Origin of the sequence: Capsulimonas corticalis (assembly GCF_003574315.2) — a bacterium.
GTDB lineage: Bacteria > Armatimonadota > Armatimonadia > Armatimonadales > Capsulimonadaceae > Capsulimonas > Capsulimonas corticalis.
Genome location: NZ_AP025739.1, coordinates 1,826,915 through 1,846,662 on the forward strand (window position 1 = coordinate 1,826,915; position 19,748 = coordinate 1,846,662).

Annotated in this window: 23 protein-coding genes; 20 read left to right on the top strand and 3 right to left on the bottom strand. The window is 56.1% G+C overall.

Annotation, left to right across the window (positions count from 1 at the left end):
• The first annotated feature begins 5 nt into the window (after nucleotides 1–5).
• From D5261_RS07720 to D5261_RS07770, 11 genes are all read left to right on the top strand, one after another.
• Nucleotides 6–725 carry a hypothetical protein gene (locus D5261_RS07720; protein ID WP_119322674.1) on the top strand — a complete coding sequence of 240 codons (720 nt, stop codon included), beginning with the start codon at nucleotides 6–8 and terminating at the stop codon, nucleotides 723–725.
• 54 nt (nucleotides 726–779) lie between these two features.
• Nucleotides 780–995, top strand: a complete 216-nt coding sequence (locus D5261_RS07725; RefSeq protein WP_119322673.1) for a hypothetical protein — start codon at nucleotides 780–782, stop codon at nucleotides 993–995.
• A gap of 199 nt (nucleotides 996–1,194) precedes the next feature.
• Nucleotides 1,195–1,929, top strand: coding sequence for a PEP-CTERM sorting domain-containing protein (locus D5261_RS07730; RefSeq protein WP_125206091.1), 735 nt, complete (start codon nucleotides 1,195–1,197; stop codon nucleotides 1,927–1,929).
• Between the two features lie 280 nt (nucleotides 1,930–2,209).
• Nucleotides 2,210–2,656: an ester cyclase gene (locus D5261_RS07735; RefSeq protein ID WP_119322671.1), complete on the top strand. Its 447-nt coding sequence runs from the start codon at nucleotides 2,210–2,212 to the stop codon at nucleotides 2,654–2,656.
• Between the two features lie 158 nt (nucleotides 2,657–2,814).
• The gene (locus D5261_RS07740) at nucleotides 2,815–3,114 is read left to right on the top strand and encodes a hypothetical protein (RefSeq protein WP_301002449.1); all 300 of its coding nucleotides are present in this window, start codon (nucleotides 2,815–2,817) and stop codon (nucleotides 3,112–3,114) included.
• A gap of 131 nt (nucleotides 3,115–3,245) precedes the next feature.
• Nucleotides 3,246–3,503 carry a hypothetical protein gene (locus D5261_RS07745; protein ID WP_119322669.1) on the top strand — a complete coding sequence of 86 codons (258 nt, stop codon included), beginning with the start codon at nucleotides 3,246–3,248 and terminating at the stop codon, nucleotides 3,501–3,503.
• Between the two features lie 496 nt (nucleotides 3,504–3,999).
• Nucleotides 4,000–4,215: a hypothetical protein gene (locus D5261_RS07750; RefSeq protein WP_119322668.1), complete on the top strand. Its 216-nt coding sequence runs from the start codon at nucleotides 4,000–4,002 to the stop codon at nucleotides 4,213–4,215.
• 269 nt (nucleotides 4,216–4,484) lie between these two features.
• On the top strand, nucleotides 4,485–4,802 hold the full coding sequence (locus tag D5261_RS07755; protein WP_119322667.1) for a hypothetical protein: 318 nt from the start codon (nucleotides 4,485–4,487) through the stop codon (nucleotides 4,800–4,802).
• 434 nt (nucleotides 4,803–5,236) lie between these two features.
• Nucleotides 5,237–5,425 (top strand): hypothetical protein, encoded by a 189-nt coding sequence (locus tag D5261_RS07760; protein ID WP_119322666.1) that lies wholly within the window; start codon nucleotides 5,237–5,239, stop codon nucleotides 5,423–5,425.
• Nucleotides 5,426–5,583: 158 nt separating this feature from the next.
• Nucleotides 5,584–5,946 (top strand): STAS domain-containing protein, encoded by a 363-nt coding sequence (locus D5261_RS07765; protein WP_119322665.1) that lies wholly within the window; start codon nucleotides 5,584–5,586, stop codon nucleotides 5,944–5,946.
• Between the two features lie 104 nt (nucleotides 5,947–6,050).
• Nucleotides 6,051–6,503, top strand: a complete 453-nt coding sequence (locus tag D5261_RS07770; RefSeq protein WP_125206089.1) for a hypothetical protein — start codon at nucleotides 6,051–6,053, stop codon at nucleotides 6,501–6,503.
• Between the two features lie 684 nt (nucleotides 6,504–7,187).
• Here D5261_RS07770 and D5261_RS07775 read toward each other — a convergent pair.
• Nucleotides 7,188–7,433 (bottom strand): hypothetical protein, encoded by a 246-nt coding sequence (locus D5261_RS07775; RefSeq protein ID WP_119322662.1) that lies wholly within the window; start codon nucleotides 7,431–7,433, stop codon nucleotides 7,188–7,190.
• A gap of 133 nt (nucleotides 7,434–7,566) precedes the next feature.
• On the opposite strand from D5261_RS07775, the gene D5261_RS33400 reads away from it, so the two are divergent.
• The 8 genes from D5261_RS33400 (at nucleotide 7,567) to D5261_RS07810 (ending at nucleotide 13,898) form a co-directional block, all read left to right on the top strand.
• Nucleotides 7,567–8,073, top strand: coding sequence for an RHS repeat-associated core domain-containing protein (locus D5261_RS33400; protein WP_354673118.1), 507 nt, complete (start codon nucleotides 7,567–7,569; stop codon nucleotides 8,071–8,073).
• Nucleotides 8,074–8,474: 401 nt separating this feature from the next.
• Complete coding sequence (locus D5261_RS07780) at nucleotides 8,475–9,119, top strand: hypothetical protein (RefSeq protein ID WP_125206088.1); 645 nt, start codon at nucleotides 8,475–8,477, stop codon at nucleotides 9,117–9,119.
• A gap of 462 nt (nucleotides 9,120–9,581) precedes the next feature.
• Nucleotides 9,582–9,923, top strand: a complete 342-nt coding sequence (locus D5261_RS07785) for a helix-turn-helix domain-containing protein (RefSeq protein WP_119322659.1) — start codon at nucleotides 9,582–9,584, stop codon at nucleotides 9,921–9,923.
• A 1,214-nt stretch (nucleotides 9,924–11,137) separates the two neighbouring features.
• Complete coding sequence (locus D5261_RS07790; protein WP_119322658.1) at nucleotides 11,138–11,458, top strand: hypothetical protein; 321 nt, start codon at nucleotides 11,138–11,140, stop codon at nucleotides 11,456–11,458.
• A gap of 36 nt (nucleotides 11,459–11,494) precedes the next feature.
• Nucleotides 11,495–11,713 carry a thioredoxin domain-containing protein gene (locus D5261_RS07795; RefSeq protein ID WP_119322657.1) on the top strand — a complete coding sequence of 73 codons (219 nt, stop codon included), beginning with the start codon at nucleotides 11,495–11,497 and terminating at the stop codon, nucleotides 11,711–11,713.
• 129 nt (nucleotides 11,714–11,842) lie between these two features.
• Entirely contained in the window at nucleotides 11,843–12,409 is a 567-nt protein-coding gene (locus tag D5261_RS07800) for a hypothetical protein (protein WP_119322656.1), read from the top strand.
• A 314-nt stretch (nucleotides 12,410–12,723) separates the two neighbouring features.
• Nucleotides 12,724–13,245: a type IV toxin-antitoxin system AbiEi family antitoxin domain-containing protein gene (locus tag D5261_RS07805; RefSeq protein ID WP_119322655.1), complete on the top strand. Its 522-nt coding sequence runs from the start codon at nucleotides 12,724–12,726 to the stop codon at nucleotides 13,243–13,245.
• A gap of 356 nt (nucleotides 13,246–13,601) precedes the next feature.
• Nucleotides 13,602–13,898, top strand: a complete 297-nt coding sequence (locus tag D5261_RS07810; protein WP_119322654.1) for a hypothetical protein — start codon at nucleotides 13,602–13,604, stop codon at nucleotides 13,896–13,898.
• Between the two features lie 104 nt (nucleotides 13,899–14,002).
• Here the strand turns inward: D5261_RS07810 and D5261_RS07815 are convergent, their stop codons facing one another.
• Nucleotides 14,003–16,372 carry a DUF5703 domain-containing protein gene (locus tag D5261_RS07815; protein ID WP_125206087.1) on the bottom strand — a complete coding sequence of 790 codons (2,370 nt, stop codon included), beginning with the start codon at nucleotides 16,370–16,372 and terminating at the stop codon, nucleotides 14,003–14,005.
• A 97-nt stretch (nucleotides 16,373–16,469) separates the two neighbouring features.
• Nucleotides 16,470–18,659, bottom strand: a complete 2,190-nt coding sequence (locus D5261_RS07820) for a bifunctional rhamnulose-1-phosphate aldolase/short-chain dehydrogenase (protein ID WP_119322652.1) — start codon at nucleotides 18,657–18,659, stop codon at nucleotides 16,470–16,472.
• Nucleotides 18,660–18,922: 263 nt separating this feature from the next.
• On the opposite strand from D5261_RS07820, the gene D5261_RS07825 reads away from it, so the two are divergent.
• Nucleotides 18,923–19,690, top strand: coding sequence for a DeoR/GlpR family DNA-binding transcription regulator (locus D5261_RS07825; RefSeq protein WP_165864359.1), 768 nt, complete (start codon nucleotides 18,923–18,925; stop codon nucleotides 19,688–19,690).
• Nucleotides 19,691–19,748 lie beyond the last annotated feature (58 nt).

Here is a 19,748-nt window from a genome sequence, read left to right on the forward strand (position 1 = left end):
ATATCATGACGGCGTTCGACCTCGAATGCGCGAGGTGTAAGAGATTTGGCAAGCCGCAGCTCGTGAAGAACCCCGCACAGCTGCGTGTGAAGCCGCTCCCCGTCGCGCCTGACGTTGCGACTCAGGCGCCGGCTGTCCAGCCACCCGCCCCGAGCGGCCTCGCTATCCCAGAGGCTGAAAAGAGCCAACATCCACTCGCCTGTGCCTTCTGCAATAATCTCGACGTTCAGAAATTGAGTGTCATCGTCAAAAGCGGCATCACCCGATCTTCAACCTCAGGGACGACATACGGAGCCATTTACACCGGTGACGGCGTGATGCCGGTTACCAGCGTGTCGAGCGGATCCAACACTGCGGTTACTCAACTGGCCTCTGCTCTTTCGCCGCCTCCTAGACCCATTTTGAATGTGTTTAACTCCTGCCTTACTGCGTTTTTTATAGTAATTGGCTTCGTAATTTTGCTAATTGGCCTGGCAATCGTTTCTAGTAACACTGTTGGCGGATTGCTCACGCTTCTGATTGGAGCCTGCGTCATCATCGGTATGCCATATTCCGAAGCCATTGCCGCGCAAAAACGCAAAGAAGTGCATGCAGTCCAAGAGGCAACCTGGCAGAGGAACATTGAGAATTGGGACTGCCTGTTCTACTGCCCGCGTTGCGATCATGTTTACGATCCGCGCTATAAGCGCTACGTACCATCACATTTGATGTATCAACTATTGTAAGCGCAGCCGGGCCGCCGATAGCCTTCAAGATGAGTCATCGTCTGAGGAGAAGTCATGACTGAACTGAAAACCGCGCTCGCGAGCCTGGACCACCGGACACGGACCTTCGAGGAAGCGACGGCCGACGCCAGGATCAGCGAGGAGGAGGAGCACGACGCAACGCTCGCGGTAAAGGCCGGGCGGGAAGCCTGGGGGCGATACGTGGGGGCGGCTGATGTAAGCAAGCGCGGCAGTGCCTGGAGAAGTTGGGGAAGCGCTCAGACATGCTGAGAATAGTCTTTACAGACCACCGCATCTTACGCAAGGCGGCCACGAGGAAACTCCGGAATCGGGATAAAGAAGTCGCCAAATAATTGTATGCGCCGTTTGAGAATTAAGGCAATGGCATCTTGGGTTACTTGGCGCCTTTTTTGCTGTGAGGAGCAGAATGGGAAGATTCTATTACCCCGACCTGCTACAGGAAATCATCATGGCGAAGCTTTCGACCACTGCCGCAATTGCGCTCACCATAGCCTCATTCTCAGTCGCAGCCCACGCCGATCAAACGATCACGTTCACCGGTTTGATCACCGGTGGGAATATTGAGCCTTTGGGTGTAAACATCGGCGATACAGTTACAGAATCCTATACGGTAAAATCCGGTGCGACCGATATTTACGGCGCCAATCCTACGAGCGTAGAATATCTAAATCTTGCGGGCAATAGTGTCACTGCAAGCGTTCAGTTCGATGGATACACGATTACGAATGACACTCTTGTACCTGGATCCCACGAATATACCGATGTCTTTGCGCAAAACGGATACCCTGCTCTTAACAGTGGGGATATTCTGAGTGTACAACTAGGCAAGCAATCATGCGGAGATTTGACAGATATTAATTCCAACGTCAAAGTCCTTACGTACGACGATCCCGCCAAAAACCCCCTGACGTCTCTCAATCCAGTTATCAAAGGCCCTGGATTAACGGACTTTTCGCAATGGCAGTACGGGTACTTTTATTTCGAGGCAATAACTTCAAATGGTGATTTCGCTTACTTCAACGCGCATTTAACGAATATTTCCTCAAGCATATCCAGAGGAACTGGGGGATCGACCGGAGGCTCAACAGTTCCCGAACCCTCGCCCATTGCCTTCCTTAGCCTGGGCGTCATGGGAGTTTTCGCACTCGCCGCCCGCAAGCGCAAATCGACGCTGACAGCTTAAGCTACCACTTCCGGTCATCTATTCGTGTCCTCCCTAGTTTCTCTGCCTATAACTGGCAATCCAACAGTGACCGTCGGTCATGCGACCGACGGTCACTGTTGAAGCACCCTGCGTCTCACGCGCGTGTGCGGGGGGGGAGCCTGGGGGCAGTACGTGGCGGCGTTCTTCGGGGAGTGAGCTTCCTGGGCGCTCCAGCGGGACGCCTGGGCGGCGCGGAGACAGTATTCGGTCATCGTACAGAAACAGCAGAAATACGAGATTTTAGGGAGAGGTTAGGGAAATGCCACAAGACGACAGCATCAAGTCCGCAGAAGACGAACTCAAGGCCGCAGACGACGGTTCGAAAATCATCCATGCTTATGTGGACGCATTCAACCGGGGGGATATAGACGCTCTGCGGCAAATCTTCACGGAGGACGGCCAGGTCTATGGTGTCCTCGGCTGGGGTGGACTGGATGAGGTCGCTCCCATTTGGCGGCAGCTTCATGAAGCCTTCGCCATGCAGCTCCAGATCGAAGATATTATCGTCCAGGACGATCGTATTGTGGCCCGCTTTACCGAACGCGGGACATCGCAAGCGCCATTCCGTGGACAGGGGCCGACCGGGAAATCTTCGGAGGTCGTCGCGATCGAATGGTTTATCATTCGGGATCAGCGTATCTATCAACGATGGGGCGTGCGTGACTCCGCCTCGCATTTCCGGCAAATGGGACTGTCCTTAGGCTGATGGCCGAGAACGCCGCCGGCGTTTGTTGGCGGCTGATCTCTGCCTCGCCCACCCTATCACGTTCTAAGCTTCGTCGTCACGCCGTGCGGTACGACGAAGCTTTTTTCTTGTCCACAGACAGGTATCTAAAAGTATGGCAGGAAACTACCTGGGCGCCGGTGGAACTCTTAGACACACGAGGCGCAAGCTACGGCCTCCCAGGGGAGAAGCGATTGGTCAGTGATCTCGATATGCACATGTTCGTCAACGGCTTTGAACGGGAAATGCACACGGACGACAAGATCCGGCAGGTGATCAAGTTCCTGGAGACGGTTTTGGAGCGAGCACCCAAGCGCAAAGCTCCCGCCAGCCGGAAGCGGACATCTCCCCCAGCGCAACCTGCACTCCCGCTGACGTCCTGCGACGCGGATGACGATCCATATCCACCGACGCCGGTAACACCGTGCGCACGACGCTGAGGACCGCTGAGGCAATTGATACAGTCCGGCGTGGTGGACGCGTTCCGTTGCGCCGGCGACCTTCGGCCAATATGCGGTGCGGCTGAGCTCGGAGCCGAAGCTGGTAAGGTGAGTGAGACTGGAAAAACATAATGAACACGAATGAAGTCCTTATTTATAAGGTTGTAGCAATTTACCGTCTTGTCAAATATAATATCTGGTATCGTATGGAAATTTTAGAGAATATACAAGCAAATGGTGCGAAACCTTTCACCGTGCGCGTGGACATTCTCGATATCATACAGGATATCTATAAACTGTTTCCGATAGAAGAGCAGGCGTTTGACGATGAAGCTGGGGCCTACTCGTGGGGAGTTAGTGAAATCATGTCACGGCCACCTCGCTTCTAGGCCGTCCTGGCGGAAAGGAAAAGGGGCGGCGTCAGCCAGGCCCATGCCCTCTTTCGCCGACCGGTGAAAATATTTCTGTACACGCCAGTATTTTTGCCGTCGAATTCCCTCAAAAGCACGTGTTATTTATAAGCTTGCTGGACGATTTAAAAAAGGCATTATGGGAATAAATCAGTTAGAGACTACCCGCCCCGCGCTTTGGATCTGCAAGTTGATGGCGGTCCTTGGTCTAGCGGTGTACAGCGTTGTATGGCTGATCGGGCGACTGCGGCATTTCCCGCCGGCAAACTTTGCGGCGCGGTCAGAGCGATCCCCTAGCAACAAGAAGCGGACGGAAACGCGTGCTTCAAAGCGCATGGCATGATGCACTGGGGGGCTTTGGGGCATGCGCCCGGGCAATTTGCCCGGACATTGGGAGGGTCGGCAGGCGGGGGATTGAGTGGCCATTGGAAAAGTGAGACTGGCGCAGTAGCCGTACCTGTGCTACAGTGACGACATGAATGAGAAAATCACCAATGTTCTGCTCGCCATCTTGTGCCTGGGAGTACTCAGCGTCTCCGTGCGCCTTTGGACGACCAATATCTCGCCGCCGCGCTACCAGCTCGGGGACAAGGGCGTCACGGTTCTGGACACCCAGACCGGTGAGATCCACGCATTCAACAGCGTCCCGAGTTCAGGGACCTGGGCAAACGATTACTCAGAACTCAGATAGGTTGCGAGCATCACTTGCAGCGCCAGCCGGCGAGCGATGGTGATTGGCGGACGGTGAGGGTGAGGCGAAAGCAGACAGAGCTCGGCGTGGTGGTCGTGTTCCGCTGCGCCGGCGGCCGTCACTACTCGAATTTGAAGATGGTGGCTACCGGTCAATGACGACGAGTTCGAGGACGCGTTTGCGGATGACGACACCGAAATACTAGAAGTTATCTGGTGTTCGATGAGCAATGACTTCCATGATCGAGGCGGAAGCAAAGAGAAAATAATATGCTGGCAAGTGATGTAATCAATTTCAAGCAGGAAATCGAAGGGATACTGAAACTCAACGGACAAGCCTTGTTGGGTACGGATTCCATCGAGAAGTATAATTCGTTGTTGGCGCAGACCCATGCAGACATGCCTCAAGCGCCGACGTTGCCTACCGAAATTACCGCGAATACGATCCTTGTGGCGGAGCTGCTCCTGCGTCTGAACGATCTCTGGCTTGCCGTCAAGCCACCGGATCAATATGTCTCAGGGCAGTCTCGTCCTCAGTTCCCAGGAAATCCTCTCGATCCATCTCGTAACCCTTTCGGCCAAAGATGAACGACGCAATCTGATTGAATGTCCTTCGCAATAGGCGCGCATTCGAGCACAACGCTTGGGGAAATGGTGAGTTGATGTCGCAAAAGCCGTGCGAGACACAAAAGCCGTGTGAGATAAGATTTTACACCAACGGTCGTGCAAGTCTTTGATATGGCGGCTGGAGATGTGAAGCGGCTGTTGGAGGAGGGGTCTAGCTAGACGTCTCCCTTTTTTTGCCTTGGGCAGGTGAAAATTTTTCTATACACGGCAGTGAATTTACTATATAATGGATATGCTCCCGACCACCTGGCAACTCAGCGCCGCACACCGGAGCGCTAGCGAGACCGTTTCCTCACCAGCGTTTCTCTACAATAACGCCGAGGGAGCGCCTGGCGAAAGCGTCAGATGTTTTCATGCGAAAACACTCTACCGGCATTCAAATTGGAGACTTTCGAATGGCATACGAGCCGGATCTTAGGCAACAAATTGCCGAGTTGAAAATAATGGTAGAGCAGCACCAGGAGGGCCTCAAGCTAATTACCAAGGCTTTGGCGTACATTTCCTTAAAACTCAATATCGATGGCGATCCTGAAGACGAGGCTCGGATCCGCCAAATTATTTCTGAGGCGAAGAGTCAGCTTTAACCATACCATCGGATATAGGGTGGCGCCCCGCGCCGCCGCTTCGACTCTTCACCCTGTTGAAATTGATATTCATTTGCCTGCATGCTCAGTGTGCGCCATAACTGCGGCAATAAAGAGCTGAAAAGAACGGATAGGTTTTACGGTTAAAGGAGTCTCTGTTGGAACTGACTATCGACAATGATTTTCTAAGCGCGAACGCTCGCCTCCTGATAATTGAAGGCGAAATCGATGTCTACACATCCCCGAGCCTCAGGGAGCAAGTGAGCTCATTGGCCTTGACCGGCATTAATGATCTCGTGATTGATCTTGCCAAAGTGAAATTTCTCGACAGCACCGGGCTCGGCGTCTTGATTGGCGCCTTGAAGCGTATGCGCGAAGCGGGAGGCAATCTGTATTTGATCGCTCCTGCTGCGCGCATTCTGCGAATTTTCGAGATCACAGGACTCGATAAGAGCTTTGACATCTGCACTACTCTGGAAGAGGCCAAGACCAAAGTCAGTCCCGCCGTGGAAAACGCGTAAATTCTCCCCTGCTTTCTGGACAGCCGCACGCCGCTCGAAATACACCGCTACGCTGTAATCGACGTAATCAGCGTCAGACGTAGTAAACCTCACAGGAAACGCCGATGAGTTCCACCCCGCCTAACGTTCCGCCAGGCGCCGTCAGGTTCCGCGCCTGCACCGAGGACGAGATCGCACTTATGGCTCGGCGCGCGGTGCGCCGAGGCGGCCGGCGGGGCGACGCCAAATCCCATACTGCGATCGCCGTTCTGTTGATGGTTGGCAGCCTATGCCTGTTTCTCGGGCCTCAGAAGCAGGCGGTGGGGATCGGTCTGCTCGTCGTTGCGGCGACGCTTCTCCTGGTCACGATTGCCATCACGATACGCGATTTCACCGCTCCCGTCAATGGGGAGCTGCTCGCGGTCGAGAAAGAAAGACTGCGCCGTCTCCATCAGGGGAATTGCCCGTTTTGCCAAACAGCGATATTCGTCAATGCCAATGACAATCCTAAGTATTTGGACTGCCCCAACTGCCGAGGCGCACTGATCTTTAACGGCGGCTATGTCTCGCGCGGGTGAACAATGGGAAGAGCAGCCCCGTTGCGTAAGGACTGTTCACTCCCCTCATCTGCGTTGAATGGCCGTCATCATCGCTCCAATGATGATGCTAATGAAGAAAAGGCAAATGAATTCATTGATTGGCATGAGAAGCCCTACGCGCAGTTCGACTAGTTAGAACGAACCAGCCCATTGACTGATCAGCCAACGCACCGGCGTTTTCGTACCCGGCTGAAGCCACTGTACCATGAATACTGGTAGTTGTTAACATGAATGCTAACAATTGGTAAGAGGTAAGCCATTGAGGGACTGTTACACGAATGACTATTATGATAATAAAGAGCGTGACGTTGTCACGTTCAAGCTGTCGCTCGGCGACACAGACATAGTCAACGCAACGATATCACTGGGGGCGCTGCAAAACAACTTTAGGGGGAAGCAGATCTGATCGCTCCGTTTCCGGCAAATCGCGCACATATCGAGCGCAATTTTCCCTTTCCCGAACAGGAAGCGCAGCAACTCGCCTACGCGGCAGCCGCCAGCGGCGAACCATCTTCCAATGTGCGGCGCTAGGCTCGCCGCCGAAGGAATGAGATCGAGGGCCGAAGGGGCGAGACCGAGCGCCGACATAACTTTGCCCAGCGATCCATTATTGATAGATTGCTGGGCAAAGCTGTTTCTATTATGAGCACCTTATGTGAAGAGTTATTTCTTGGACTTCGCTTGCGAAAGGGCGCTGCCCGCCGCCGACTTCGAATCCTCCGCCGTGCGTCCATCGGTCAGCGTCTTGCTTGCCGCCGTGGCCGCCTTCGGATGCGTGCTTTTCTCGGGCGCGTCCACCTGGGAGAGCGCGCTGCCAGCCGCTGTTTTGGACTTATCACCCGTATCTTTGGAGTCGAGTGTTTCCGCTGCCGCCTTCGCCGCCTTGGAGCCTGTAGTTTTGCCTGCCATTTGCGCCTCCTGGTAATCGGGAACGAACGAGCTAACTGTCTCGATACCTATACCCGTATTGCTTCCTCGCCACACTTGCGAATTTAGGCAGGGCGCAGTCAGTGTTTGTCAGCGGCTTGATGGTACTGGCAATGTGCTGTCAACGCAGACTTTTGATGCTTACGGAAGTCGTTTGAGCACGGATAGTAATACTGATCCATATTCGGGGTATGGCGGGCAGAATGGTTATTATACTGACTGGGAAGCAGGTACGGCATCGGCGGCGCTTGCCTTGCTAACTTATCGTTACTATGACCCGGCTGTAGGACGCTTCCTTACCCGAGATCCCATGGGTTATAAAGGCGGTGCTAATGCATATGAATACGTTGGCGACGGTCCTACAAACAGCGATGATTCTATGGGAACCTCTGAATTCCCCATAATTTTGGGTGGGCCGGCCGGTGGATGTTTAGGAGCAATATTGGGTCTATCGGGCCTTAACAACGATCCTTGCAACGATGACTATAATCGTTGTATACGTGAATTAGACTGCTTGTCCGAAGTACTTGCGGCTACAGCAGCGGCAAGTGCAGTGGCATTTTGTGATGGATTGACAGATGGAGCGTGTACACTCGCGTCGCGAGTGATTTTGGCTGCGTAGAAGGGATCGTATCAGGCGCGTTGCATTGGGCTGCTGGACGGATTTGTTCTAAATTGAAGAAATGTCCTGACGATTCAGAAAAAAGAAGATGCCTGTGCATTTATCGGGGGATTGGCCGATACTGCACTTGGCTGCATAGATGGCTTCTTAGGAGCGCAACTGGACAATATGAAGGGATTGAATGAGCAAATAAAGAATGGACTAGAAGGGCTATTTGAATCCGCCTTTGCTTCTCTGGGATTATCTGGCGAAACGGCCTGTGATCAATCTTAGTACTATCGAGCTCACTCAGTAACTGAGTGAGCTCGATTTATTAATCGGAATGAGCATCTAGCGCCTTTCCTGACAATGCTTAGCTTCCGATTTATCTCATCAATAATTGGGCTCATCGTAATAAAACTATGTACGATATTTTTACAATTGCATCAGTGGCCGTTGTATTAGGTTATCCGCTTGTCGTAGTGTTGCTTGTATTGCCGAGTGTTAAATCGGGCAGTTGGCAAAGGAAGGCTACGGATAACTTTGCTTTTCGGCCTCCTTTAGCTATGAGACTTTTCCCAATATTCTGTAGTATATATTGCACTTTCCTTTCCGTTTTTGTGTATGGTGGCGCGCTCGTAGAGCGCCTTCTACAAAATCCTAATGCGGTTACTACTATCAGCTACATATTAGTCGGTCTCAATATATTGGCAGCTATCGTATTAAGCGTGGCGATGATGTGGTATCTCCCTGGCGTAAAGGAAATTTATCTAGATCCAGTCACGCGTAACTATAGATACATATGTGGCTCTGTTCTTCGTCCAAGTATGAGTTCTGGTGATTGGGACGATATTGAGGGAGTATTTATAAGACCATTCTCTAGCAGAAGATTCTATGGCGTTATAGTTGGAATATCGTTAAAATCCAAAGTGAATTCTCTTCCCACACTAGGAATATTCAGTTCACAAGAGTTAGCCAAGGCTTTTGCGGAAAATATGTGTAAAAATCTCAATTTACCATTAATTAATGGAGATACACACACTGTTAAGATTAGGCGAGTATCATAAATATTCTGATTTTCAGAATGCCTTTCTGAAAATCTTAGCAGCTATAATCTGCTTAATGGGGAATTTCGTTTCCGATCCTGAGCTTGCATTTTCTACGAAGGCGAGACATGCGCGCCAGACCCGAGTCACCCACAAGCGGGTGACTGTTCGGTGGGATGTATTTTAATCGGCGGTATCTCAATCTAAATTTGGATTGTTCGTGTTCAATAATGCATGATAAAGTAGGGGCGAAGCACGAATTCTGAATGCTGCCCCTCTTCAATTGAGCTACCTACGCTTTACTATAATCGTGCTTCGCAGTATAGCGCACCGTTCAGCGTCACACCAATCGGCCGGCAAACAGGATGTTCACTTAGGCGCCTCCTTTAACATGCAATTTTCCCCGCCGGAAAATCATGCAGGATACGCCCACGTCAGAACCGAACTCTAAGCGCACTGTCCCAAGGAACGCTTTTTCACACGATGTCCAATCCGTCCGTTACCAGCGCCGACATCGGCCGCCGCATCAAAGAGCGTCGCGAATACCTCGGGGTGACACAATCCGATATCGCTCAGGTGCTCGATGTCAGCCGGGTCAATGTGTCGAAGATCGAATCGGGACAGCCGATCAGCGCGGAGAGCTTGGGATCGGTCGCGAAGCTGCTGCGTGTGTCCGTCGGATACTTTTACGGTGAAGGTGAAGATACGGATGCCGGCGAAGCGGAAATCATTCAGCAGTATCGCGCTATGCCCAAATCGCTGAGGCCGATTGCGGTCGCCGTGGTCAAAGCCGTCCATGACGCCGGAGCGGACCCGGCAAAATAGTTTTGTTACGCGACGCGTAGCTCTGAGTGACGGCTTATCACAAGCGGTCATAGTTTTTCCCATTTTAGATGGGAAAAACGGAAAACCTTGAAAAGATGCTCAGGCGGTCATAGGGTGTTTATCAACCTATGGACGAGCCGCATTGAGATGAGAAGAACGCCAAAGCTATGTCTGCCTGTCTCTGAAACAAGAGGTCCTAGGTTCGAATCCTAGTCCGGCAGCCAATTACGATGAATGTAACCCGTCTTTCTATTATTGAAGGACGGGTTTCTTTTGTTATAAGCCGGCGAATGTATTGATCTACAGCGCCAACAGCATTATGGAACGCCTCGCTGTAGAAGTAAAACAGCCCGCCACGACAATGCCGGTAACGCGAACCGCTACCGAGACCGCCGACCGCGATGACCGATGTGAGCGAAGGTGATGGGAACGAGAGAGCCGGATTGCCACCACACTCAGTAGCGTCGGTGGAACGCGATACTTGTATGTTGCCGCCGTCGTCGCTGCGGAAGAAGCCCCGCGATGGTTAAAGCTTGAGACCACCTACATCGAGATTGCAGGCATCGCAGTTCAAGTCCGTGGTGGGCGCGATCAAAGAGGCGGAGCGCACTCCTTATAACTGAGAGTGATGAGGGGGGCTCGGTCAAGGCGTGGCGGCGGCATTGGCGAGGATTGGATGGCGAATGGACACTTACGGCGTCTGCAATGGTATATAGTCATCTAAAGTTCATCTTGAGCTTTAGATGGCTCCATCATTAATCAGCAGCAATCATCCTCTTCACCTGATGCAAAATCGGGATACGAGAATTGCCAGGGCCCAGCACGATCAGGTTATGCTCGGGTATTTTCTCCCCCTCCCCCCTCAAAAGCACTGCTTTCCACGACTACATTGTAAACAGGATCCCCTTCGTAGTGCATGCGAATTATGACTGCATTGGCGTCGTCAGGAAGTGGATTTTCTACAGTGTACAATTCATTCACCATTATATCTGAAAGCAAGCATTTGTCGATTCGAACCACTCGTTGCCCGCAACGGCCTTTCGACGTTTCTGTCAAAGTAACCACCCTCCCACGTTGAAGTGTCGTCTCTGACTCATTAGTGTCTCGTCGTGCGGGAAAAGCGTCGCGCGTTTGGGGCAATTGGAAAAATATTTCTGTGCAGGGCTGTGGATTTGCTGTAGAATGGCGGAAAAGATGCAAAGGATCGGGTAACCATGGAGATGAGTAATTCGGGAACAGTCACCGTACAAATCGATTGTGAGGTATGCGGCGGCGTCGGCGGGCGCACGCTCCACACGACGGGAGACTTTATCCCCTGCGGAGCGTGTCGAGGAACCAAGTTTCGTCCTGAAGAGATCAACTTAGGAAACTATCTCGCCGACATGTCTGCGAAAATCAGCATCCTCACCGCAAGGGTTATATCTCTTGAGACGGATTTAGCTTCCACGCGGCAAGAACTTGCGGGCCTGGATGCCACTCTTGTCAGATCATGGAGAGAAGTTGATCACTTAGAGGACGAAATGTCTACCACCTAAAGCTCAATTTGATCGGTAGGTCGGAATGGAGAAATCATGGCCGAAGCACAAACCGCGCTCGCGAACCTGGATCACTGGACACAGACCTTCGAGAACGTGACGGCCGACGCCCGGATCAGCGAGAAGGCGGAGCACGACGTAGCGCTCGTGGTGAAGGCCGGACGGGAAGCATGGGGGCGGTACGTGGCGGCGACCGGCGGCGAGCCTGACCCCGATGTGCGCGACCGGACGCCGGCGGCGTTCTTTGGGGCGTGAGCCTTCCCAGGCGGTCCAGCAGAACGCCTGCGCCAGCGGAGAGGATGTTTTGGCGGTGGGCGGGATAGAGTCAAGGCAGCAACGCTCGCCAGGCGCTTCTCGCGCTGTCAATCAAGGGCATCCAATATCATGATAACACTTTACACCTGGTTACCCACCCCTGTCACCGTTGTTCTGGAAGCGCATATACCACCGGACATCGGGCATTCCGCCCTGGATATTACGCACGAAGATGGCAGTAGCACTTATGTCAGCTTCTGGCCGGAAGTCGATGGTTTGATCGGACGCTTGACCTATCCGGTGAAGCCCAGGACGATCCGCAATCCCGTCAGCTACGAAATCGAGAGTGATCGGACACAGCCTTATATGCAGCGAAAAGCGGACTTCGAGGATACGGTCGTTGGGCTCGATAAGTTGCGCATCGCCGCTGGGTGGCAAAGCGTTCAGGATTTGCCATACGATTTGAAGCGCTGGAATTGCAGCAACGTCGTCCGATTGTTAATCCTCACATCGATGGACCCAGGGCAACTGGGACTGGTCTTGAAGGCTTCCGACTTCAAACTCGAAGATATGGAAGGCGGACGTTCGATAGATCTCCTGCGCGCGACCCTTTTGGAAGTCGCGGCGTCAAACTTGTTCGACTGCAAGCCCAACGACGTCCGACGTTTGGCGAAGGCGTTAGCAGCCGTCAATTGAGATCTTTCTTGGCGCCGCCGGAGCGGATGGCTTCCCTGAGGCTCCCGCGCGCGGGAGGGCAATTAACGCCCCAGACATGTCGAAGAAATCGACATGTCCCTAAAATGTGTCGACATTTTGCCGGTTTTTCGACAGATCGCTCCCCAAACCATATCTATCCGTCAATGGTTTCGTAAAATCTATACAATATATACATATCGTGTACAATTCTTACGGTGTAATCACACCATGAGCCACCAAGCGCGACGATGTGATTCAGTATATGCGATCCGTCCACGTCAGCAAAGGATCCAATCTGAGCGAGGGGCACCCACGTGTACCGCTCCTATCTGGACAATCTGGTGGCGACGGGCGATCTCAGCAAAGTCGGTAAGGGCATGTACGTGTTGCCCGGCGCCGAGCCCTCCCTCTACCGCAGCTTCGTCGAAGTGGCGGCGGCGATTCCTGGCTCCGTAATTGCCCTGACCAGCGCCCTGAGCTTCCACGACATCGGCGCACAGCTTCCCCGGGCCGTTTGGGTCGCATTCCCCCGGCAATCCCGGTCTTATGTGCCGGCCGGCGTTGAGACGTCGGTGGAAAGCGTCCGTATGGATCGCAAGGTTCTCAGCGATGGTGTGGAGGAGCATACGATCGAGGGGGTGACCGTTCGGATCCATTCGGCGGAGAAGACCCTGGCGGATTGCTTCAAGTACCTGGGGCGCGTCGGCCTGGACGAGACGCTGGAGGCGCTGAAAGACGCATGGAACAAAGACAAGCTCGACATGGACATGCTGTTTGAGTACGCCAGCCGTGATCGCGTTTGGAATAAGATGAAACCCTATATTGAGATGGCGTAGAAGCAATGACGCAGAATGTGGACTTCATGATGTGCGGCCATTACAGCCCAGATATCATCCAGTAGTGGACCCGGCAAAAAGAAGCCCCGTCTCCATTGGAGACGGGGGCTTCTTTGGTGTTATGATATTGACATCGGAGGAAGAGAACTTATTCCGCGTTGATCTGCTTCCGCCGCGCCGGAATCAATTTCCTGTAAAGATCACATACCGACATTGCGAATTACTGTGAAGGGCGATCAGCTCATGTGGGTCATTACTCTTGACGTCGGCGCGCTCAAGTGTGGATCGATAGAAAACGATCGGCGATCTCCTGGGGATGCGTTCGGAGCTTACAGTATAATTCACTTGGGCAAAACATGAAGATTATCGTTACGCTGCTGATTTTTCTGCTATTGCTCGCGCCCGTGAAATTTTTGAGTCTCTATTCTCAGCAGCATGTCAAAGTTCCGCCTTCGTCCGCGTCCACGGACGACCGATTTGAATACTACGTCCAGCATTTTCGATGCTCGTACCTGGACGCGAGCCAGGAAATGGTGGACTATAAGGCTTTGCTCCCGGAGGTTCGGTCCCAGCAGGATCGCGATGAACTGAACGCGTTGCATCGGAGTCATCTTCGTTACCTCAAAATGCTTGCCTCCCACTCTCGTCACTAACACTCACGTCAAAATGCAGGAGGTCGCGGGGACTGCGTTTACGGCAATGGCGCGCGACCAGCGCGGCCTCCCTGGCGGGAGGATTTTGATCGGCTTCTGGAGGATCACCGCTCGGGGATGACTGGCCTTGTCGTAAAATCCGGCGTGACGATGTCTTTCCGGCGAGAATGCGGTGACACTGACAGGCGCTCGATCCGGCCGGATCGATAAACGCACTCCACGAGGGTTCGCTGCGGGGCGTGCAGTTTGAAGTGGACATCCCACGCTTCGGGCCAGGCGGGCAGCAGAAGGATCTTGTTTCCGACAGGCTGGAGGAGCATGAGCTGAGTGGTCTCCAAAAGGTTGCCGCCGTGATTCTGGTCGGGCAGCCAATCGAAGTTCGGGCCCCAAGTGGCCGGCCAGCGGTGGGCCGGGTTTGAGTTGGCGCATTTGACCCGCAGGATGCGCGCGGCTTCGTCGGAAAGGCCCAGGATCGCTGCGCAGTTACCGTCGTATCCCCACCCGACGTCCAGATGGTTTACCCGCCGTGCGTAAGAGGCGCGGGCGATCTCCAGGTCGGGGCGGCCCACTCCATAGAGCCGGAAGGGCCATACCGCGTACATCTCCGGATTCTCAACGTTGGAGCGTTCCGGGCCGTATGTCTGCGCGGGGGCCAGGACGCGCCGTTTCGCTCCGTCCGCTTCGACTTCTTCGAGAGGGACGACCGGGGCGGCGGTTTTCATGTGGGCGAAGAACTTCCGCTGCGCCAGTGTGGTCAGGGAGTCGGGGAGGGCGCAGAGCCGGGCCGTAATCTCGTTCAGTCCCGCCGTGGTCGGCATGTCGTTGACGACGCCGGTTCGGAACGTCTCGATCGACTGCGCCGGATCCAGCCGCACTCGCCCCTGGGCGTCCTTGGCAAAGCGGGTGTCGAAGTAGGTCAATACCGAGACGGCCATGGGCAGCACGCGGTCCTTCAGGAAACGCTTGTCCTGGGTGTAGTCCCAGCGGTCCAGGAGGAGCGCGACCAGCTCCGGCCCTTGATTCCAGGCGTACCGCCACCAGGGGCTATCCACGTCTTGGGGATGCTTGCCTTTGCGATCCCAGCCATAGTCCGAGTTCGCGTATGTGCCCCACACCGTCATCGTCTCCGGAAAGTAACTGCCTTCCGCCCCGTGATAGAGGCGTGTCCGGGCTTCGGCGAGCGGGCGCGCCCGCTCGTAGAGCTGGAAGAACGGATCCATCATCTCGGCGTCGCCAGACGCGGGCATCGGGTGATACATGTGCCGGATGTTCTGATACCAGTGCGGGTCGCCCCATTGACGCCAGTCCGCGTTAAGCTCCTTGCCTTCCTTCTTCGGCTCGACGGTGAAGACGCCGCCATTGAACTTGATTGGGTAGACGCCTCGCCCCTGGCACGCCTGCATGTAACGCTGGAGCGTATATGCGCGCGTCACCGGGGAGCGTACCTCCGCGCCGGGGGAATCCGCGCCCCGATCGCCTCCCGCCACCACCCAGGAGCGGTCCCAATAGGCGCGCCACCAGGCTGACGTGCGCCGGAGCGCCGCTTCCCAATCGGCGGAGCGGCTGGCGGCTCCGCGCGCCGCCGCGATCCACTCCGCTGCGGTCTCGGTTTGCAGGCACGGGGCCGCCGCCCGCAGAGCGAAGGACCGGACGGGAGAGGGCGTGGCGAGGACATCGTCCCCGGTCGCCGTGAAGCCCGAGCCGGTCAGCCAGCCGCCGAATGTGCGGCGCCGGAGCGGGTCGGCGATCGCGTCGGACGCCGACTCCAGCGACTGCGTCCGCAGCGTCTCGCGGAATGCGGGGGATGTCTCGTTGCGGTGAAGCCAGGTCACGGCGTCGCGGGCGGCGGGCGGGAAGAGATCCGCGGATTCGACCAGCGGGAAAGGCGCTCCCAGCATCGTCCAGGCGGAATTCTTCTCCTCGTCGGTGGAGAGCGTCCGCACCTCCCGCCGCCAGCTCTCCACGCGCGCCTGCACTCGCACGGGCCCAGCCGCTTCCCCGACACAGTGAATCACCGGCTGCTCCGAATCGACAAACACCCGCAGAACGACCCGCCCCTCATTTTCCCCCGCCGAGATCTCACAGACTCCGTCGCGCAGACGCAGCGCTTGATGGAACGGAGCGCCGGCGGCGAATGGGCTGGGCGTGAGCGAGACGCGCACCTGGCCCACCTTGAGCAGGCGGGCGATCTCGCTGAAGGCGTCGCTGCGGCTAATGAGGAAGAGAAGATCGCCGCCTTCCTCCACCCAGAGGTTGATTCCCACCTCCCCATTCCCCAGCGGCATGGAGCCGGCCGAGTCTTTGCTGGGCGTCGTCCAGACGACATCGCTCTCCGCCGTCCAGTGCGTCGCCTCGGCGGTTTCGTTTGTGGCGCCCTGGGACATCAGCGCGGCTTCCGCGTCCTGGCCGAAGAGAAATGGGGCCGCCAGCATCGATCCAAGACTTGCCTTTAACAGATCTCGCCTGTTCATCATTGATCCTCCGGATTCCATTGTTCACATGCTCTCACTCGCGATTGTCGCTTTTGATTGTTGCTTTTCGTCTCTCGGGCGGGCTTGAAGAACGGCTGCGTTATCGTAGGAACGCCTCGTGAAGACCGCCGTCGATGGACAAGATCTGACCCGTGGTCTTGGCGAGTCGGCGCGACAGAAGCAAGAACACGGCCTCGGCCTGGTCGGCCGCCGTGATGGGCTCCTTGAGCAGGGTGCGGTCGGCGTAGAACTGGGCAAGCCGGTCGCGCAGAGTTTCGTCCGCTTCCTCCTCCGAATAGCCGACGCCGTATTTGATCAGGCTGGCGATCACCCGGTCGCGCGGGAACATCGCACTGCCCTGCACCACGGTGGCGGGGGCGACGCCGTTTACCCGAATGCGCGGCGCGAGCTCCATGGCCAGTTCGCGCACCAGATGGTTCGCAGCGGCCTTGCTGGCGTCGTAAGCAAAACTGCCTCGCTTCGCCACCACTCCATTCACCGATGTCATGAGCACCAGGCTGCCGCCGCTCAAATCCTGCGCGTCCCAGATGCGCCGCATCTCATCAGCGACAAGATAGCTTCCGGTGACATTCACCGCGAATGTCCGCGCCCACATCTCATCCGGAATATGCCCCGATGCATCCGGCGCGGCGACGATGCCGGCGGTGACCACCACCGAATCGACGCCGCCATAGGCAAGGATCGCCGTATCCAGAGCCGCGCGGATGCTGGCGCGGTCGGTAATATCGGCCCCAAGGCCAATCGCCGGGCCGCATCCCGAGATCCCGCTCCCCGCCACGCCGACGCCCATGCCGACCTGGGCGACGATCGCTTCGGAGGTGGCCCTGGCGGCCTGCGCGTCCCGGTCAATGGCGACGATATGCGCGCCCTCCGACGCGAGCCGGTATGCGACCTCTCGCCCGATGCCGCTGCCCGCGCCGACAACCGCGATGACTTGCCGCGCCAGCTCCTTCTCCGGCGGCATGCGCCGCAGCTTGGCCTCTTCCATTAGCCAGTATTCGATGTCGAAGGCTTCCTGAGCCGGCAGAGCTACATATTCGTCGATGGCTTCCGCGCCGCGCATCACCTCGACGGCGCAGTTGTAGAACTCGGCCGTGACGCGCGCCTCGCTCTTATCTTTCCCCCAGGCGATCATCCCCAGACCGGGTATGAGGATCACCGTTGGGTTCGGGTCGCGCATGGCGGGCGAATCGGGTCGCTTGCACGCCTGGTAGTAGGCCGAATAGTCTCGCCGGTACTGCGCCAGGCCCGCCGCCAGGCTCGCCTTCAGGGCCGCCGCGTCCTGCGTTTGGGGGTCCCAGGCGACGTACAGCGGCTTGATCTTGGTGCGCAGGAAATGGTCGGGACAGCTGGCGCCCAGAGCGGACAGGCGTGGCGCGTCGTGGCTGCTGATAAAGCGCAGGATCTGGTCGTCGTCCTGAACGGCGGCCACAAGGCGCTTGTTCTGGGATACTTGTCCGCGCAGCCACGGCAGGATCTGGGCGAACACCGCTGCGCGCCGTTCGGCGTCCAGGCTCTCGTATTTGGCCCCTCCAAATGTCCGCTCACCGCGATCGCGCGCCTCAATGTACCACGCGGCCTTTTCAATGATATCGAGCGTAAGGTGGTAACACTCCTTGTCATCATCCGCCCAATTGATCAGCCCGTGCTGGCCGAGGAGGACGCCTTTCGCGTCCGGGCGCTCGCGATGGATCTCCCGCAGCTTCAGGCCCAATTCCAGCCCAGGGCGCCGCCAGGGCGTGTGGAGGATATCATCGCCGTAAATCTCGCGGGTGAGCTGATCCGCATTACGGCTCGCCGCCACGGCGATCACGGCGTTCGGATGCATATGATCGATAAACTTTTTCGGGACGAACGCATGCAGCGGGGTGTCGATCGAGGCGGCTCGCGGGTTGAGATTGAAGGCGCAATGGGCGTACATCGCCGCCATTTGGTCCTCCGCGTCCGTTTCCGGACCGCGCGGCTCGATGGCTTCATACACCTGTTTCAAGGCGAGAACCTTGCTTTCATACAGCGATGCGAAGTTCTCACGCGTGCTGGTGCGCAGGTCGCCGCCAGACCCTTTCACCCAGAGCGTCTCCACGGCGTCCCCGGTGACCGGGTCCCGCTCCATGATCTTCGACGACGTGTTGCCGCCGCCTGTGTTGGTGATCCGCCCGTCGGCGCCCAGAAGATTCGAGCGGTAGACCAGGCGGTCCACCGGAGAAAGGAGGTCGGCCTGGGCGTCGTCCCAGAGATCCTGGACAAATTGAAAAGAACGTTCGGACATAGTGGCTAAGATGCTCCTTCGCGCTGGCAGTGCATGAATATGTTGTTAATTGTGGTTTAATGTGGATTATACACCAGGAATACAAAGATTGAGACTCGAAACGAGTCTTTGTTTTGAGAAAACCCAATATTTGCGAATTGATATGTGAGATATTCTTGACAGCGATGTGGGAATCTGTTATAGTGACAGCGTGCGAACCGCGGGATACGCCGGAGGGTTGCGCAGAAATCCGCGCTGGCGGCGCCGACGGGAGTAAGAGTGATATGTTAGCAGCAGAGCGTCAGCGAGAGATCGCGATCATCGTGGACCGGGAACGCGGTGTGCGCGTCTCGCAATTGGCGCAGCAGTTTCAGGTCGCCGACGAGACCATTCGACGGGACCTGGAGAAATTGGAGGCCGAAGGCAAGCTGGTGCGCAGCCACGGCGGCGCGATGGCGGCGCAGCATGGCGGGCGCGAGGCGACCAGCACCGAGCGCGCGGTGAGCTTCGTGCCGGAGAAAGCCGCCATCGCGCGCCGGGCCGTGGAGTGGATCGAGGAAGGGGACACCGTGATGGTGGACGCGAGCTCGACCGCGCTGCATCTCGTGCAGCTTATTCCCGATATTCCGCTCACCCTCTTGACCAACAGTCTTCAGGTTTGCAACGTGCTGGCCGAACGACGGCATATCCGTGTTGTGTGCACCGGCGGCACGCTCGCCCCCGCATCGCTCTCATTCCTTGGATCGCGCGCCGAGCAGATGCTGTCGGATTACCATGTCAACCATCTGTTCTTCTCATGCACCGGAATCGACTTTGAATTCGGCCTGAGCGACGTGAACGAGGCGCAGGCGACCATGAAACAGCGCATGCTGGCGATCTCGGATCACAACTATCTGCTGGTGAACAAAAGCAAATTTGGCGTCCGCTCCCTCCGGCGGTTCGGCAGCCTGAGCGACATCAAAACGGTGGTCACCGTGGAAGACCTCGATCCGGCGATTATCGCGGGACTGGCGAACTTCGGCATTGATGTCGCCATCGCCGCCAACAATTAGCGGAGACGCCATAACGCCGCCTGCCGTTTCATCGCGCGACAAGCGGCGTCCAGTCTCA

Bases quoted from the DNA above. Each gene is read 5' to 3' on its own strand.
- D5261_RS07720 (WP_119322674.1), top strand. From the start codon at position 6: ATGACGGCGTTCGACCTCGAATGCGCGAGGTGTAAGAGATTTGGCAAG.
- D5261_RS07725 (WP_119322673.1), top strand. From the start codon at position 780: ATGACTGAACTGAAAACCGCGCTCGCGAGCCTGGACCACCGGACACGG.
- D5261_RS07730 (WP_125206091.1), top strand. From the start codon at position 1,195: ATGGCGAAGCTTTCGACCACTGCCGCAATTGCGCTCACCATAGCCTCA.
- D5261_RS07735 (WP_119322671.1), top strand. From the start codon at position 2,210: ATGCCACAAGACGACAGCATCAAGTCCGCAGAAGACGAACTCAAGGCC.
- D5261_RS07745 (WP_119322669.1), top strand. From the start codon at position 3,246: ATGAACACGAATGAAGTCCTTATTTATAAGGTTGTAGCAATTTACCGT.
- D5261_RS07750 (WP_119322668.1), top strand. From the start codon at position 4,000: ATGAATGAGAAAATCACCAATGTTCTGCTCGCCATCTTGTGCCTGGGA.
- D5261_RS07755 (WP_119322667.1), top strand. From the start codon at position 4,485: ATGCTGGCAAGTGATGTAATCAATTTCAAGCAGGAAATCGAAGGGATA.
- D5261_RS07760 (WP_119322666.1), top strand. From the start codon at position 5,237: ATGGCATACGAGCCGGATCTTAGGCAACAAATTGCCGAGTTGAAAATA.
- D5261_RS07770 (WP_125206089.1), top strand. From the start codon at position 6,051: ATGAGTTCCACCCCGCCTAACGTTCCGCCAGGCGCCGTCAGGTTCCGC.
- D5261_RS07775 (WP_119322662.1), bottom strand. From the start codon at position 7,433: ATGGCAGGCAAAACTACAGGCTCCAAGGCGGCGAAGGCGGCAGCGGAA.
- D5261_RS07780 (WP_125206088.1), top strand. From the start codon at position 8,475: ATGTACGATATTTTTACAATTGCATCAGTGGCCGTTGTATTAGGTTAT.
- D5261_RS07785 (WP_119322659.1), top strand. From the start codon at position 9,582: ATGTCCAATCCGTCCGTTACCAGCGCCGACATCGGCCGCCGCATCAAA.
- D5261_RS07790 (WP_119322658.1), top strand. From the start codon at position 11,138: ATGGAGATGAGTAATTCGGGAACAGTCACCGTACAAATCGATTGTGAG.
- D5261_RS07795 (WP_119322657.1), top strand. From the start codon at position 11,495: ATGGCCGAAGCACAAACCGCGCTCGCGAACCTGGATCACTGGACACAG.
- D5261_RS07800 (WP_119322656.1), top strand. From the start codon at position 11,843: ATGATAACACTTTACACCTGGTTACCCACCCCTGTCACCGTTGTTCTG.
- D5261_RS07810 (WP_119322654.1), top strand. From the start codon at position 13,602: ATGAAGATTATCGTTACGCTGCTGATTTTTCTGCTATTGCTCGCGCCC.
- D5261_RS07815 (WP_125206087.1), bottom strand. From the start codon at position 16,372: ATGATGAACAGGCGAGATCTGTTAAAGGCAAGTCTTGGATCGATGCTG.
- D5261_RS07820 (WP_119322652.1), bottom strand. From the start codon at position 18,659: ATGTCCGAACGTTCTTTTCAATTTGTCCAGGATCTCTGGGACGACGCC.
- D5261_RS07825 (WP_165864359.1), top strand. From the start codon at position 18,923: ATGTTAGCAGCAGAGCGTCAGCGAGAGATCGCGATCATCGTGGACCGG.